The sequence below is a fragment of the Enterococcus ratti genome, from assembly GCF_001886195.1.
In the GTDB taxonomy this organism is placed as follows: domain Bacteria; phylum Bacillota; class Bacilli; order Lactobacillales; family Enterococcaceae; genus Enterococcus_B; species Enterococcus_B ratti.
In genome coordinates this window covers 14,432-30,516 of the sequence record NZ_JXLB01000023.1, presented here as the reverse complement: position 1 = coordinate 30,516, position 16,085 = coordinate 14,432, and the positions used below count along the sequence as shown (strand labels likewise).

19 protein-coding genes and 2 tRNA genes are annotated in these 16,085 nt (G+C 34.8%); 1 reads left to right on the top strand and 20 read right to left on the bottom strand.

All coding sequences use genetic code 11. From position 1 onward, the window contains the following. Positions 1-278: 278 nt before the first annotated feature. The 9 genes from ftsX to RV14_RS09900 form a co-directional block, all read right to left on the bottom strand. Complete coding sequence (gene ftsX / locus RV14_RS09940; protein WP_281245806.1) at positions 279-1,163, bottom strand: permease-like cell division protein FtsX; 885 nt, start codon at positions 1,161-1,163, stop codon at positions 279-281. Further along, on the bottom strand, positions 1,156-1,842 hold the full coding sequence (ftsE, locus tag RV14_RS09935) for a cell division ATP-binding protein FtsE (RefSeq protein WP_071856105.1): 687 nt from the start codon (positions 1,840-1,842) through the stop codon (positions 1,156-1,158). The genes ftsX and ftsE overlap by 8 nt, the downstream gene beginning before the upstream one ends. Positions 1,843-1,946: 104 nt before the next feature. Then, positions 1,947-3,045, bottom strand: a protein-coding gene (prfB, locus tag RV14_RS09930; protein ID WP_217265354.1) for a peptide chain release factor 2 whose coding sequence is annotated in 2 segments (ribosomal slippage) — positions 1,947-2,972 and positions 2,974-3,045 — 1,098 coding nt in all. Because the reading frame shifts where the segments join, the coding sequence is not laid out codon by codon here. 147 nt (positions 3,046-3,192) lie between these two features. After that, on the bottom strand, positions 3,193-5,724 hold the full coding sequence (secA, locus tag RV14_RS09925; RefSeq protein ID WP_071856104.1) for a preprotein translocase subunit SecA: 2,532 nt from the start codon (positions 5,722-5,724) through the stop codon (positions 3,193-3,195). 221 nt (positions 5,725-5,945) lie between these two features. Next, the gene (hpf, locus tag RV14_RS09920) at positions 5,946-6,491 is read right to left on the bottom strand and encodes a ribosome hibernation-promoting factor, HPF/YfiA family (protein ID WP_071856103.1); all 546 of its coding nucleotides are present in this window, start codon (positions 6,489-6,491) and stop codon (positions 5,946-5,948) included. Positions 6,492-6,603: 112 nt separating this feature from the next. Continuing rightward, entirely contained in the window at positions 6,604-7,314 is a 711-nt protein-coding gene (locus RV14_RS09915) for a ComF family protein (RefSeq protein ID WP_071856108.1), read from the bottom strand. Next, positions 7,311-8,636, bottom strand: coding sequence for an ATP-dependent helicase ComFA (locus tag RV14_RS09910; RefSeq protein WP_071856102.1), 1,326 nt, complete (start codon positions 8,634-8,636; stop codon positions 7,311-7,313). Before RV14_RS09910 ends, RV14_RS09915 begins: the two co-directional genes overlap by 4 nt. An 88-nt stretch (positions 8,637-8,724) precedes the next feature. After that, complete coding sequence (locus tag RV14_RS09905; RefSeq protein ID WP_071856101.1) at positions 8,725-9,048, bottom strand: PTS sugar transporter subunit IIB; 324 nt, start codon at positions 9,046-9,048, stop codon at positions 8,725-8,727. 85 nt (positions 9,049-9,133) lie between these two features. Then, positions 9,134-9,421, bottom strand: a complete 288-nt coding sequence (locus tag RV14_RS09900; RefSeq protein ID WP_071856100.1) for a DUF7662 domain-containing protein — start codon at positions 9,419-9,421, stop codon at positions 9,134-9,136. A 133-nt stretch (positions 9,422-9,554) separates the two neighbouring features. Here RV14_RS09900 and RV14_RS09895 point away from each other — a divergent pair, with 133 nt between their 5' ends. Then, the gene (locus RV14_RS09895) at positions 9,555-10,214 is read left to right on the top strand and encodes a YigZ family protein (RefSeq protein WP_071856107.1); all 660 of its coding nucleotides are present in this window, start codon (positions 9,555-9,557) and stop codon (positions 10,212-10,214) included. Positions 10,215-10,293: 79 nt separating this feature from the next. On the opposite strand, the gene RV14_RS09890 is transcribed toward RV14_RS09895, so the two are convergent. The 11 genes from RV14_RS09890 to RV14_RS09845 all read right to left on the bottom strand — a co-directional run bounded on the left by RV14_RS09890 (position 10,294) and on the right by RV14_RS09845 (position 15,755). Continuing rightward, positions 10,294-11,001 (bottom strand): GntR family transcriptional regulator, encoded by a 708-nt coding sequence (locus RV14_RS09890; RefSeq protein WP_071856099.1) that lies wholly within the window; start codon positions 10,999-11,001, stop codon positions 10,294-10,296. 220 nt (positions 11,002-11,221) lie between these two features. Next, the gene (locus RV14_RS12275; RefSeq protein ID WP_167359853.1) at positions 11,222-11,395 is read right to left on the bottom strand and encodes a hypothetical protein; all 174 of its coding nucleotides are present in this window, start codon (positions 11,393-11,395) and stop codon (positions 11,222-11,224) included. A 127-nt stretch (positions 11,396-11,522) separates the two neighbouring features. Next, positions 11,523-11,594: transfer RNA gene (locus RV14_RS09885), tRNA-Gln, on the bottom strand. Between the two features lie 5 nt (positions 11,595-11,599). Then, a tRNA-Tyr gene (locus tag RV14_RS09880) sits at positions 11,600-11,680 on the bottom strand. Positions 11,681-11,767: 87 nt separating this feature from the next. Further along, a complete protein-coding gene (locus RV14_RS09875) occupies positions 11,768-12,001 on the bottom strand; it encodes a DUF2969 domain-containing protein (RefSeq protein WP_071856098.1) in 234 nt (77 codons plus the stop codon). A gap of 68 nt (positions 12,002-12,069) precedes the next feature. Further along, positions 12,070-12,954, bottom strand: coding sequence for an ROK family protein (locus RV14_RS09870; RefSeq protein ID WP_071856097.1), 885 nt, complete (start codon positions 12,952-12,954; stop codon positions 12,070-12,072). A gap of 80 nt (positions 12,955-13,034) precedes the next feature. Continuing rightward, complete coding sequence (locus tag RV14_RS09865) at positions 13,035-13,529, bottom strand: GNAT family N-acetyltransferase (protein WP_071856096.1); 495 nt, start codon at positions 13,527-13,529, stop codon at positions 13,035-13,037. Next, on the bottom strand, positions 13,519-13,785 hold the full coding sequence (yidD, locus tag RV14_RS09860; RefSeq protein ID WP_071856095.1) for a membrane protein insertion efficiency factor YidD: 267 nt from the start codon (positions 13,783-13,785) through the stop codon (positions 13,519-13,521). Before yidD ends, RV14_RS09865 begins: the two co-directional genes overlap by 11 nt. Before the next feature lie 158 nt (positions 13,786-13,943). Further along, positions 13,944-14,120 (bottom strand): DNA-directed RNA polymerase subunit beta, encoded by a 177-nt coding sequence (locus RV14_RS09855; RefSeq protein ID WP_071856094.1) that lies wholly within the window; start codon positions 14,118-14,120, stop codon positions 13,944-13,946. A gap of 12 nt (positions 14,121-14,132) precedes the next feature. After that, positions 14,133-15,434 (bottom strand): UDP-N-acetylglucosamine 1-carboxyvinyltransferase, encoded by a 1,302-nt coding sequence (murA, locus tag RV14_RS09850; protein WP_071856093.1) that lies wholly within the window; start codon positions 15,432-15,434, stop codon positions 14,133-14,135. Between the two features lie 87 nt (positions 15,435-15,521). Next, positions 15,522-15,755, bottom strand: a complete 234-nt coding sequence (locus RV14_RS09845) for a DUF1146 family protein (protein ID WP_071856092.1) — start codon at positions 15,753-15,755, stop codon at positions 15,522-15,524. Between the last annotated feature and the right edge of the window lie 330 nt (positions 15,756-16,085).

Sequence of the window (16,085 nt, the reverse complement as noted above, 5' to 3'; positions counted from 1 at the left end):
TATTTGCTTTAGTAGCCATTTCTTAGCTCTTTATTCCCCACCTGCATAGAAGGTGGTTTTATGTTTCACTCGCTTTGCGAGCTCAACTAGGTCTAAAGACAATAATAAAAAATGAACAGAAAGAAAAAACTTTCTGTTCATCACTGACCCAAATATTTTTTATTAAACATCTTTACCTAAGAGATAAACGAGGAACATCCCAACTTTTCTATCAATCTTAAACAGCCTATTGCAAAAAACAGCTAATTCCATCTTTTTATAATTCTTGCATTTTAATTCTAAAATTTCAAAAATCGTCTCATTGAAATAATAGCACCTAATGACCCAATAATTATACCGATTCCTGCCATTAAAGCATTAATTTTCCAAACAATGTCTTGAGGTTGGATCATTGAATAATGAGAGCGCAATAAAGATGGATTAAGTACTTGAAACATTTCTTGATAACCAAATGTAAGAATCAAGACAGGAATAATTGCGCCAATCAAGCCAATCCAACCACCTTCTAAAAAGAACGGCCAACGAATATAACCATTTTTTGCACCCACCAATCGCATGATTTGTATTTCTCTTTGACGAGACAAGATAGTAATTCGAATGGTATTAGAAATCAAGAACATCGCAATAAATAACAAAAGTGCAGCAGCGGCTAGTCCCCAAGTTCGAACAGTTCCGGCAATTTTAAGAATTTTGTCAGAAGAAACTCCACCATAATCCGCCCGAGAAACATTTGCTAATTTACCAGCTTTATTTGATACTTCTTTTGTATAAGAGGGTTCTGTTGTACTAACAACATAGACATCATACAATGGGTTGCTGTCTCCTTCAAACAAGCTCCACGAGTCCCCCATCGCTTCTTGTATTTTTTTCAACTCTTGATCTTTGCTTGAAAATCTTACACTTTTCACATGATCAATTTCTTTTAATTTCTTTTCAAGTATTCTCATTTCTTTTTCTTTTGTACCAATATCAACAAAAACAGAAACATCGACACTTCCCTCGATATCCTCAGCAAGTTTTGTTGCATTCATGATAACGGCCATAAAAACACCTACTAATGTAAGCGTGATCGTCACCGCACTAACTGAAGCGACAGTCATCCAGCCATTACGCTTCAAGCTTTTGATACTTTCTAATAAGTGTCGGAAAAAGGTTCTAATCATCGTAGCCATATTCTCCTTCCGCTTGGTCACGAATAATACGACCATTTTCAATGGCGATTACACGATGACGAATAGTATTAACAATCGTACTGTTATGTGTAGCCATAACAACCGTTGTTCCTTGTGCATTAATCCGATCTAGTAGTTTCATAATTTCCCATGAATTTTCAGGGTCAAGATTTCCAGTTGGTTCATCTGCAATCAATACTTTGGGCGTATTAACGATTGCTCGTGCAATCGATACTCGCTGTTGTTCTCCACCAGATAATTCACTGGGAAAGACACGCACTTTATGTTTTAATCCAACTAAATCCAATACTTCCATTACACGTTTTTTAATATCTCGCGGCTTCCGACCAATCACTTGCATGGCATACGCGACGTTTTCATATACTGTTTTTCTAGGTAATAATTTATAATCTTGGAACACGACACCAATTTCTCTGCGTAAATAAGGAACATCGCGGTTTTTAATCTCCATTAAATCATGGCCAGCGACAGTTAAAGTGCCTTTTGAAGCTTTTTCTTCTCGATACATCAATTTGATAAATGTAGATTTTCCAGCGCCAGATGGACCGACTACATAGACGAATTCTCCCTGATCAATCACAACCGAAAGATTTCGGATTGCAGTCGTACCATTTGAGTACTTCTTCATTACATCCTTCATTTCAATCATGGCGTTCTCTCCATCTCTTTTCTCATTTTTTTACTATTACAACGTGGTAACATTTCAACTTACTTTCAAAATCTTACAATTTTACGTCAATAAAAGTCAACTATTTAGAGGTTCATTTTCAAATACCCATCAATAAATAGGTCTAATTCTCCATCAATTACAGCTTGAACATTTCCTGTTTCTACATTGGTTCGATGATCTTTTACCATTGAATACGGATGAAAAACATAGGAACGAATTTGCGACCCCCAACCAATTTCTTTTTGTTCTCCTCGTAATGCAGCTGCTTCTTGCTCTTTCTTTTCTACTTCAAGTTGATACAGCTTTGCTTTTAACATACTCATCGCCTGTTCACGATTTTTTAATTGTGAACGTTGTGCCTGACTAGCCACGACAGTTCCTGTAGGAAGATAAGTGATACGCACAGCGGATTCTGTTTTATTGATATGTTGACCGCCTGCACCACTTGCTCGATAGGTATCAATTTTTAAGTCATCGGGGTTAATTGCTATATCAATCATTTCATCTAGCTCTGGCATCACATCTACGGAACAAAAAGAAGTATGACGTCGTTTAGCAGAATCAAAGGGAGAAATTCGAACGAGACGATGAACACCTTTTTCTGATTTTAAATAACCATATGCATTATGTCCCTTTATCAGTAAAGTCACACTTTTAATTCCTGCTTCATCACCAGCTTGGTAATCAAGAGTTTCCACCTGATAGCCGTGTTGTTCGGCCCACCTTGTATACATTCGCAACAACATACTTCCCCAATCTTGTGATTCCGTTCCCCCAGCTCCTGGGTGCAATTCCACAATAGCATTGTTTCGATCATAAGGACCGTCTAAAAGCATTGCTAATTCATAGGATTTCATTTTTTCATCTAATATTTGAAGTCGTTCTTTTGCTTCTTGCTGCATTTGTTCATCTGGTTCTTCTTGTAGCATTTCTGTCATTAATTCTAATTCTTCTAATTCTTCTGCTAATTTCTGAAATTGATCATACGTTTCTTTATTTTGATTGTTTTCGTTGATTACTTTTTGGGCTGCTTCACTATCATCCCAAAAGTCAGGCTCTAACATCTTAGATTCAGCTTCTGCAATTTCTTCTTCTAAACGTTCTAAGTCAAAGAGACCTCCTAAAACTTGTGACTTTTTCGCTCATCTCAAATAATAAATTACGGATTTCTGAAATCTCCATAAACGTTCCTTCTTTCTATCTACGATTCGTTCAATTATTAATAGTTTTAGTTTACCAGAATTATTCGATCACAGAAAGTGGTGAGATCAATTCTTAATCAAAAAGAATTGATCTCACCACTTTCATTACCAATTTTACTACCAACGATTAGTATTGGTCTTTTCCATGACAATTTTTATATTTTTTGCCACTGCCGCAAGGGCAAGGATCATTTCTCCCTACTTTACTTACGTGAACGGGTTGTTTTTTGACATTCGTATGACTATTTTCTCTTGCATTTCCTGAAGATTGAACAGCTTCGCCTGTTGACACTTGTTCCCGTTGAACATTTTGACGAATTTCTGCTTTCATAAAGAGACGAGTGACTTCATATTCAATTGCTCCAACCATTTCCTCAAACATTTTATAGCCTTCTGTTTGGTACTCAACCAATGGATTATTTTGTCCATAAGCTCGTAGACCGATTGATTGACGCAATTGATCCATTGCGTCAATATGATCCGTCCACTTAGAATCCACAACTCTCAAGATGACTACTTTTTCAAACTCCAATAATTGTTCAGGACCATTTAACTGTGTAGCTTTTGTGTTAAACACTTCTTCTGCCAAATCATTTAAATAGTCTTTAATTTGCTGCGGATCTTTCCCTTTTATATCGTCAATCGTGATGCTATCTTCATGAACCAATGTACTGACAGCAAAATCCACGATTCCTTCAAGATTCCAATTTTCTTTATCTAGTTGAGTGTGAGCATCTACTACGCGACCGATCGTACGTTTAATCATATTCATCATTGGTTTAGATAAACTTGTTTCTTCCATGATCACTTCTTGACGTTGTTTATAAATGACTTCCCGTTGTTCACGCATAACATCATCATATTGCAAGACGTTTTTACGTGTATCATAGTTATTTCCTTCAACACGTTTTTGTGCAGATTCCACTTGTTTTGAAAGCATCTTGCTTTGAATGACAGCATCTTCTTCGCCAATTTTCATGCGATCTAAGAATGCTTTGATCCTTTCAGAACCAAAACGTTTCATCAAATCATCTTCTAATGAAAGATAAAATTGTGACATTCCCGGATCTCCTTGACGCCCCGCACGACCACGTAACTGGTTGTCAATACGACGTGATTCGTGGCGCTCTGTTCCAATAACAGCTAGCCCGCCAAGCTCTCTTACTCCCAGACCTAATTTAATATCCGTTCCGCGTCCAGCCATGTTCGTTGCAATTGTTACAGCTCCTTTTTGCCCAGCATTCATAATGATTTCTGCTTCTTTAAAATGGTTTTTTGCATTCAATACTTCATGAGGAACGTGTTCTTTATTTAACATTTCCGAAAGCAATTCTGATGTTTCAACTGCGACTGTCCCAACAAGAACGGGTTGACCTTTACGATAACGTTCTTTGATGTCTTGTACCACCGCATGAAATTTGCTTTTTAATGTCGGATATAATAAATCCGGGCGATCGTCACGAATCACCGGACGATTGGTTGGAATTTGACATACTTGGATATTATAAATTTCTCTAAATTCTTCTTCTTCCGTTTTTGCCGTACCTGTCATACCGGCTAATTTTTTATACATACGGAAATAATTTTGAAAGGTGATCGTAGCCATCGTTTTTGTTTCGTCTTCGATCTCTACGCCTTCTTTAGCTTCAATTGCTTGGTGCAATCCATCAGAATAACGACGTCCGTCCATAATTCGACCAGTAAACTGGTCAACGATCAATACTTTTCCATCTTGAACAACATAGTCAATATCCAAGATCATAATATAATTTGCACGTAAAGCTTGATCTAAATGGTGCGTTAAAGCAGTATTTTCGATATCATATAAATTTTCCAAGCCAAATATTTCTTCGGCTTTTTCAATCCCTGCTTCTGTCAAACTAATCGTTTTTGATTGAATATCAATTTTATAGTCTTCTTCTTCTTTCAATCGTTTAACAAAATTGTCTGCTCTTGTATATAAAGCAGTCGACTTTTCGGCTTGCCCTGAAATAATCAACGGTGTTCTCGCTTCATCAATCAAAATGGAGTCCACTTCATCAACAATCGCATAATTTAAAGGACGTTGAACCATTTGGTGACGATAAACAACCATGTTGTCTCTTAAGTAGTCAAAACCTAATTCATTATTTGTACTATAAGTGATATCACAGTTATATGCTTCTCGTTTTTCATCAGATGATTTTGAATTGATGTTTAATCCTACTGTTAATCCTAAAAAATTATATAATTCACCCATTTCAGAAGAGTCACGAGTTGCTAAATATTCATTGACAGTTACAACGTGAACCCCTTCGCCTGTTAAGGCATTTAAATAAACAGGCATCGTCGCTGTTAAGGTTTTTCCTTCACCTGTACGCATTTCTGGAATGTTTCCATCGTGAAGTACGATCCCTCCCATTAATTGAACATGGTAAGGATAAAGTCCTAAAACTCGTTTTGCTGCTTCACGAACTACTGCGAAAGCTTCCGGTAATAGTTGATCTAAGGTTTCACCTTTTTGATATCGTGTTTTAAACTCAGGTGTTTTTGCTTGTAATTGTTCATCTGTTAATGCTGCCATTTCATCAGCATGATCTTCTACTTTTTTAGCAATGCGATCTAAACGTTTTAATTCTTTTTTATCATTTTCGATAATTGAACGAATAAAATTGGCCATGCGTTGTATAATCTCCTTTTTACATATATTATCCAGACTATGTAGACTTTAATTTCTATTTTATCATTAGTTATAGATAATTGAAATATGTTAAGACAATTAATGTAATATCTTCATAATTAATTCATAATTTCTTTACCGAATAAAAAATGGAAAAAGAACTTATGGCAGCCAATTAAGGTTACTATAAGTTCTTTTTTTACTCTTTTATTTGTTATTTATCAGTCAGTTTCAATTAAACCATATTTTCCATCTTTACGACGATAAACGATACTTGTACCGTTGGTTTCTGCATCTTCAAAAATAAAGAAATTATGACCAAGCATATTCATTTGTAAAACAGCTTCTTCACTGTCCATAGGTTTTAATGATAAACGTTTGGTACGCACAATATCTAGTTCAGAATCCGTTTCATTATCGGAAGATTCATTGCCAAATAATTCTGATGTATTCATACCGGTTTCACGAGATTTACGATTAATTTTTGTTTTGAATTTGCGGATTTGCCGTTCTAATTTGTCAACAACCAAATCAATACTTGCATAAAGATCAGGTGAAGTTTCTTCGGCACGTAATACAAGATAAGGTAATGGAATAGTAACTTCCACTTTTGCTGTTTTTTCAGTATAAACTTTTAAATTTACATGTGCTGTAGCATCGGGTGCATCATTGAAATAGCGTTCTAATTTTCCTACTTTTTTCTCAACGTAGTCACGAATCGCTTCAGTTACTTCGATGTTTTCACCGCGTACATTGTATCTAAACATAAAAATTACCCCTTTCGTCTACCACAATCAAGAAGGAGAAGGACCACTCTTTCCCTCTTCTTATTACCATTATAGCGAACTCTAATTCATTTGCAAACTAAATCGCTATCAATTACATCTGTTTCTCATCCATGGAACGAGCTAAAGAAAAGGTGCGAATTTTTTCAGGTTGATAAGGTAGCAAACAGGCAGCAGCATGAAAAAGTGTTCGGCCAGTTGTATAAACATCATCAATCAATAAAATCTGCTTTTTCTCAAGAACAGAAGAAGCGACGTTTAATTCAAAAGGCTGACTGCTGTCTAAACGTTCTTGTTTGCTTTTTCGAGCTTGTGGCATGAGGTGTTTCGTACGTGTAAGTAAACATTGATAAGGCACTTTAGCTACACGTAGCATCTCACTTACTTGATTAAATCCACGTTCATTTAATCGCTCCTTAGATAACGGAATTGGGCAAAATAGATAACCGGTAAACGTTTGATGCAACTGCTGCCATTGGTTTGCAAAAGTGCCGGCAAGACGGATATCCCCCAAAAATTTGTAGCGTTTTAGCCATTCTTTAAAAGATGAATCATAAGCAAAATACGCCTGATGGCAAAAATCATATTCTGGATACTGTTTTTTCCATTTGAGGCAATCTTCACAATAAACAATCATAGGTTTCACTTTCTTTTGACACGTGTGACAGCTTCCTTGTTTTTCTAAAAAATGAAACAAAGAAAAACAATCCGTACAGATTTGAGGAAGTTTTTTTGATAATCCTAAAATTTCACAAAATGTTAAGTTTCGCAACAATTTTTTTTGGCAATAACTGCAATGATTCATTGGCATAACTGTCGTTTCCCTTGATGATTCATTTCCTTGATTTCTCGACAAGCCGATTTCATTGCTTTTGTTTTTTCCTCATAGAAAAAATAAACTTGACTATTGGTAAAATTTCCCTTTCGATCGGCTCTGCCTGCAATTTGAACGAGCGAAGATTTAGTAAAAACGCGATGATCCGCTCCTAGTATAATTACTGATACATTCTCAAACGTCACTCCTCGTTCAAGAATCATCGTTGTAAGGAAAATCGTATATTGCTGTTCTCTCATTTTTTGAACTTTTTTTGATCGTTTAGGATCTTTTGCAGAAGCAGCCGTTATTCGTTCGTTTGGTAAACATTTTTTTAACAATGCAGTTAACTGATTCATAAGAGCAATATTAGGACAAAAAAGCAACACATTATTTTGTTGAAGTAGCCAAATCACTTTCTTCAAAAACGGCTGAAGCTTTTTTTTATTTAAACAATTCCTTGCCCAATTATTCCAAAAAATAAGATGTGGTTCTGGTAATAAACGTTGATGATAGCGAAGCGGTAAACGGTGGATCTCAAATGACAAATGAATTTTTTTTAATAACTTCTCATCAGGAGTTGCACTTAGATAAATAAATTTCCCCGTTGGCTTGATGGCTGCCTCAACAGCATAAGACAGTCCTTGATCATTAGCATAAGGAAAAGCATCAACTTCATCAATTACAAGCAAATCAAATGCTTGATAGAAACGATACAGTTGATGCGTTGTTGCAATAACAAATAAACTAAAGCAATAAGGCTCTTTGGTTTTTCCATGTAACAGCACAATCCCTTCATTAGGGAAAACAGTCGAAAAACGTAGATAAAGTTCATTACAAACATCTATTCGCGGCGATACTAATGCTACTCTCCCACCATTTTTCAATGTTTTTCTTACAATTTCATAAAGCATTTCAGATTTTCCTGAACCCGTAACTGCCCAAATGAAATGGTGTTTTTTTGGAAAGTCATAAATTAATTTTTCAGAGATGGCTTTTTGAAGTGGCGTTAACTGTCCATCCCAAGAAAAAAGAAGTTTCCTTGCTGCCATGTTAGGCTGCTCAAATAAAAACAATTCCTGTTTATTATCGCAACGCCCTAAATAAATACAGTGAGGACAATAAAAATAGCCTTTTGTAAGTTCTGCTTGACTTTGTTTCGTACGCATCCCACAACGGTTACATTTGAGCCATTTACCATTAATACTGACAGCATCAATCTTTTGGTACCTGTACTGTTCAACAATATCCATTGGTACTTCTTTTAAATCTCTTGTAAGCAACTGTCTTCCATATAAAAAATTTTTATCCATATCTTCCCCTAAAAGAAAATATGCTAAACAAGTTTATTTTCCCAAAAAAAGAACTACATTGATCCAAAATCAACATAGTTCTTCTAATTTATTTATTATCTATCAGACTGATTGCTTGTTGTAATACTTTCTCACCATTCATTAAACCATAGTCTGCCATGTTAATGACATCCAAAGGGATTCCTTTTGACTCTAAACGTTTTTCAAAATCTGCTTTCATAAAGCGTACTTGTGGACCTAATAATAAGACATCCACATCTTTAGAAGCTAAATGATTATCCGCATCAGAAGCAGAAACCGCAAAAATATCGGTATCTAACCCCTGTTCATCTGCCGCTTTTTGCATTTTAGTTACAAGTAAACTGGTGCTCATTCCAGCAGAACATACAAGCATAATTGTTTTCTTTGCCATTTTTTCTCTCCTATTCTTTCGTAAACGGTTTCTTTTGCCGATGTGCTCATTATATAAAATTTTAAAAAATTGTCAACGATTTCTTTTAATCAAATAACCAGCTGGATTTTACTAATCGGTTAAAAACGACATACTCTTTCTTTAAATTGATCATGACTACTTCATATCCTGCATTAATCCAACCATATGCGCCTTTTTCTGGATGCTTGTAATCATTTGCCCACCAATCAGTACTTTCTCTGGCAGATTTAGGAAGTCCAACACTTGGAAAAAGCAATTCATCCATTTGGGTAAACGTCAAAGTGACTTGAGACCCTCCATTACTTTTTAAATATTGAGTAATGACATCATATTTTTTTATTCGTTCTTTCATCCCCCATCGCACCTTCCTTTCTTTTATTATCCCATACTCTGTTGATTTCGCAAGCGTGACAACTATTGAATTTACAGACAGAATTCATTATACTTTTACTATTAACAAGTATTTAAAAAAAGAGGTGAGTATCATACTTAACAGCTATAAAACGATCAAAGAAAATGGATACGGGGAAATAGAGATCAAAAAATCACGCTTTATTTGTTCAATGAAACGTATTGAAACGCAAGAAGAAGCTAAAACATTTATTCAAACCATAAAAAAAGAACATTGGAAAGCCAACCATAATTGTAGTGCTTTTGTACTTGGTGAAACAAATGAAATTCAACGCAGCAGTGATGATGGTGAACCTAGTGGAACCGCTGGATTACCTATGTTAGAAGTTCTTAAAAAAAATGAGTTAATGAATGTAGTGGCTGTAGTCACACGTTATTTTGGTGGAACAAAGCTTGGAACAGGTGGTTTAATACGTGCGTATACACAAGCAGTTTCTCACACACTCCATGAAATCGGTCTTGTAAAAGGAACGCTACAACAAGAAATCAACGTTCACCTTCTTTATCCACAATTAGGCAAATTTGAAAACTTTCTTGAATTAAAAAAAATTCCAATAAAAGAAATTAGCTATACAGAGAAAGTCACTGCTACTTGTTTAATTTCTAAAAAAGAAATTGCTGCTTTTAAAGCTTCAGTAGTTGAATTACTGAATGGTCAAGTTGAATTTACCAAAGGAGCGCTTTCTTATTATGAGCAGCTATTAGAATCCTCTCCTATAATCGATAAGACTTAAAAGCAGCAAAATTTCCTTAATTAGTTAGGAAATTTTGCTGCTTTTTGTTACAATATTTAGCTAACTATCAAAAATAACGTTATTTTTCTAGATAAAATTCAAACCGATTTCCTACATATTGAGTACGGACATATTCAAAAGGTGTACCATCCTTGAAATAAGAAATTTGACGTAAACGTAAGATCGCGTCTCCACGTTTTACTTCTAAATATTCTGCAATTTTTTCAGAAGCCAAAACTGCTGTAATTGTTTGATTAGCTGCACCAATCTTATTTCCGCTTTTTTCTTCAAGGGTTCGATAAAAAGAATCTGTAATCTCAGATTTACTGTATCCTTGAATGATTTTTTGTGGAATACTGGCGACTTCAAAACAAATCGGTACATGATCCGCATAACGAATTCGCTCCATCCGAAGAATCGTTTCTTCTTTTTTCAATTTTAATTTCTCCATCTCACTCGAACTCGGAGAAGTCAGAAAATAAGAGATCGTTCGGCTAGATGGTACTCGGTTTTGTGATTCCATAATTTCAGTAAAACTTGTCGCACCTGACATTTTTTCTTGGACTTTTTCTCTTGCAACATATGTACCTGAGCCAATTTTTCTTTCCAAAATCCCTTCATCCGCAAGATTTTGAATTGCTTGACGCAAAGTCATACGACTAACATTGAATTTCACTGCTAGTTCTCTTTCAGAAGGAAGGCGATCACCGATTTTCCAAATTCCTTGTTCAATTTCACTTTTAATCTGATCATGAATTTGTATATATACTGGTAATTGATTCGACATGCTATACATCCGCCCTTTCATTTTTCTTCATTATAACTGGTATATACCTGGTTAACAACTGAAAAGAAACAAGTATCATTTCTCTTCTTGCAACCGAATAGAATGAAAAATCCTTCTTTAAACTATCCATGTATAGTTTGAACTTACAATCTAAATGAAGCATATAAAATAACAACATCTCTAAATTACAGTCAACTGCTGTAATTTAGAGATGTTGTTATTAATAATGATTTTTTGACAACCATTTTTTTGTATGGTTTGTTGGGCGTTTTGACTTAACTTGTATTGTTTTAACAGATTTTTTTGGGAAATGAACTTCCACTTGATACTTCTCAGATTTAATCAAATCATAGATTTTTTCTGCCGTTTCTGTCGCTTTTTCTTTCCATTTCATTTTTTACCCTCCCTTTCTTATTCCTTTACTCTCTATTATCTACTCTAGCTTAAATTACTAGAATCTTCAATAATTAAAGGATTTTAAACGTAAAAAAGAGTGACCCTACCTGATCACTCTATCTCTACTGGGGTAGCTGGATTCGAACCAACGCATGAGGGAGTCAAAGTCCCTTGCCTTACCGCTTGGCTATACCCCAATGAATGGAGGAGAGTGGATTCGAACCACTGAACCCTAAGGAACGGATTTACAGTCCGTCGCGTTTAGCCACTTCGCTACTCCTCCGAAAGGATTGTATCAACCTGACTTAGTTATAATACCTAATTTCTCAGATTTTTGCAACCCTTTATTGAAAATTTTTTTGATATTTTTTTATTCATGGAGATTCCAATGACGAATAATTGTTTCTATTGCATTTTCAAGACTTTTTTCTCTACCAAAATCTTCTTCACCTAAAAAAATCTCAAATTCTTTTGGTCCGTAAATTAAAATTTCCCCGATCATTTTTTTACCTATAAATAACTGAGTCACTGCATAATATTTTCCATTAATTTGTTTTTTAAGTTCTTCAATACGAACTTCAATCTCTTTATTTTTTTTCGACATATTCTTCCACCTCTATGATAGTTTAGCAGATTATGATGAAATTTCATGGTTAGTTTTTTTTGAAAAAACTATACTAGGCCTTCACGTTGAGCAGTAAAGTTTGCGGCCGCTCCGATCAAATTTGCATTGTTTCGATAATTGCATAATAAAATTTTAGGTTTAAAATCATTTAAGTCAAGTTGTGTGGTTAGTTGCTTCATGCGCTGATTAATCTCTTCTAGTAGCCCTTCTTTTGCAGAAATTCCTCCCCCGATAACTATTACTTCTGGGTCGATGGTGAATTGGATATTGAATAAACCCTTAGTTAAATAATGGTAAAAATTCTCTACTTCTTCTTTGGCAATCACATCACCTTGTTCTGCTAATTCAAACACTTCTTTTCCACTATAAGTAGTTTGATTTACTCCTTTTCTTTTGCAATAACGCCAAGCCATTTGAACGGCTGTTCCTAACGTGCTAAATGTTTTATCTTTTTCTAAAAGCATCAAGCCAAATTCTCCTCCGTATAAGTGCGCCCCCTTATTTAATTGACCGTTTCTAAAAATAGCTCCTCCGACGCCTGTACCGAGTACAATGAACACCGCATTTTGGTATTCTTTCGCAGCTCCCTCATAATATTCAGCCATTCCTGCACAGTTGGCATCATTTTCAATTGTTACAGGTAATCGAAATAATTCTTCTAAATCGTGAAAAATATTAAATCCATGGATGTAAGAAAGCGCACTAATCCCTTCGATTAGTTGTTTTTCATGATTGACTACCCCCGGTGAACTAATTGATACTCCTTCAATTGGCACAAGCATGAGTAGCTTGTTATATACTTTTATTAAATTTTTTTTCATCTCGTCCCATGTTTTCGGAGTTGAAAATTGGTTTACATATTCAAGTTCCACTCCATTCCAGTACCCATATTTCACTGCTGAACCACCAAAATCAAAAACTAAAAGCCCCATAATTACTCTTATCTCCTTTTATTATACTGCTCTTATTTTAAGTCAATTCGTGCAGCTTTAAAACCTTTTTTAAAAAGGAATTAAATTGTTTTTTCTAATGTCACTTGATCGCGTAATAATTCGCCATTTTCATAGATGGGAGATTTATAATTTTTAATAAAATAATCTTTTTCTCTTGATTGTTCAATAAAACCGAGTTTTTTATACAAATGTAAAGCATTAGAAGTCAAGCTGCCAGTCCGTACAATAATTTTTTGTTGCATCGTTTTTATATTTTGCAATTCTTTTAATGTATATAAAAGTAAAGTATAACCGATTCCTTTTCCCTGTAAATCGGTAGCGACTGCTACATTCATTATTTCAAATTCACTTTCTCTTGTAACAAAAACAATAACACCATAAGTTGTCTGACCTTTTTGCCAAATAAAACCAGTACCATCTACAAGATATTGTTGTACCTTTTCTTTTTCAGGATCAGCAGCTAACAGTAAAGACCAAGGTAAATTTGTTTTAGCGAGTTTTTTTATCTCAGGTAGCAGCACTAATTCATTCTTCTGATACTTGTTATTCATCATAATGCGGCATCTCTTTATCTTTTTTATTTCTTGTTAATTGAAAGTTTAAAGGAACATAGTCAATTCCACCTTTAATAAACGGATGACATCTTAAAATACGCGCTGTTCCCATCACTATTCCTTTAATCGCCCCATGAGTTTTAATCGCTTGTATCATATAATTGGAGCATGTTGGATAATATCGGCAGCTAGGTGCAAAAGCAGGAGAAATAAAACGTTGATAAAAACGAACAAATGTAATCAACATTTTTTTCATATTTTCACCTCTTATTTTTAAAAAATTATTTTCGACTGATCCTTCGTACGGTTATAGTCTATGGCTGGATGATTAAACAGGACAAAAAGGATTTCTCAAAACTGAAAATCCGCTTTAAGAAATCCTTTTATTCGAACCTTGATACTTAACATAAATTTTTATCTAAAAAAATCCATGATATGAAGCCATAAGCTAGGATGAAAGACCTTTAAAGGATTTCTTCCGCCCACTACACCATACCCAATCATCGTTCCAGCAATAAATAAAAGAACTAGTAGTAATATAACACTTAAAATTTTAACCAAACTAGTTAAAATGTAACGTTGACTACTCATTTATTCACATCCTCACGCAATGATTTGTGCGGTCTTATTTGCAGGAATTTGCTCACTTTCCACACGTTCCACATCTGCACCTAAATTTTGCAATTTAATATGGAAATGATAATAACCACGATCTAAATATTTTAAGTTGCGAACACGTGTAAGACCATTTGCTTTTAAACCAGCTAATACAAGCGCAGCAGCTGCACGTAAATCCGTAGCATAAACTTCAGCTCCTTGTAATTCATGACTTCCATCTATTACTGCTACATTTCCATCAATTTTAACATGTGCATTCATCCGGCGCATTTCTTCTAAATGTTGGAATCGATTTTCAAATACCGTTTCCGTCACTACGCTGGTTCCTTCTGCTATTAATTGAATAGCAGTCATTTGAGCTTGCATATCTGTAGGAAACCCTGGATGCGGCATTGTTTTAACATCTGTAGGTAAAATACGTTTTGGTCCGACAACACGGATTCCACCTTCTTCTTCAGTAATCGTCGCTCCCATTTCAATTAATTTAGAAATTAAGGGGCGATTATGTTCTGAAATGGCATCGGCAATTAAAACATTTCCTTCAGTCATCGCAGCTGCAACCATAAAAGTACCCGCTTCAATGCGGTCTTGAACAATCGAATGTTTCACGGCATGAAGATAATCTACTCCTTCAATACGCATAGTTTCTGTACCTGCACCGTAAATATGAGCCCCCATTTTGTTTAAAATGTTTGCAAGGTCAACAATTTCAGGTTCGCGTGCAACGTTTTCAATGATGGTCGTTCCTTTAGCTTTGACCGCAGCCATCATGATATTTTGAGTAGCACCAACACTTGGAAAATCTAAGTAAATTGTATTTCCGATTAATTGATCCGCAATAGCTTCAATATACCCATTTTTTTGAATAATTTTTGCGCCTAATGCTTGAAACCCTTTTAAATGTAGATCGATTGGTCGTTTGCCAATGGCACATCCACCGGGCATTGCAACCTTTGCATGACCGTTTCTTGCAAGCAATGGTCCCATTACAACGATTGAAGCACGCATTTGACTAACATATTCATAAGGCGCTTCAATTTCTAATTTTCTTGAGGCATCAAGGGTTACTTGATTCTTTTTTTCATCAAACACTACATCCACATTTAAATGACGAATCACTTGATTCATTGTGAAAACGTCCGAAAGAATAGGAACATTATTTAAAACGGTTGTTCCTTCTTCAGCTAACAAACTAGCAGCTAAAATAGGTAAAACGGCATTTTTAGCTCCTTCGATTTTTACTGTTCCGTTTAATTGATTGCCACCTTTAACGATGATTTCTTCCATGTTGTTCCCCCCAAAAAGTTCCAATGAGCTGTAAAGGCTCAAAATCTTTTCTATTATATCATTTCTCTTATTAAAATAGTACCTTTTTTAACTATAGAAAACGAAAAGATTTCGACACAAAGCAATAATCTCTAAGAAAAAATTACTGGCAGTATACCCTAAAAATATAGCAAAAAGTACGATTACCATGCGAATTTGTGCATCATGTAACTTTTTGAAAAACATGTCGATACGTAAAGAACGTAAAGACCAAAAAGCTAAATAAATAAATGCCAAATGACTAATGATTCGAATAATCGCATCTATTCCGTATACTTGCATAGTGACGCCCTTTCTAAAATTTTTTTTGATCACTAACAAAATGATGATACCATAAATTAGAAAAATAGAAAAATTATTGATTGCAAAAAAATAAGAAATGTTTTTTTAAATTATTTATAATAAGCCAAAATAAGAGATAGCTTCTTTTTCTACTACTGAAAGTTTCTATTTTTTCATTAAATAGTGTTTTTTAATAAAAACCCCTTTCTCTTATTTTAGCTAAAACTTCAAAAAAACCACTTCATGAAGTGGTTTTTTCAGTCATTATCTTTGATAAACACCTTCCACTTCGAGAAATAAGCCGAAATATCTGAAAATTGTTTGAGAAAT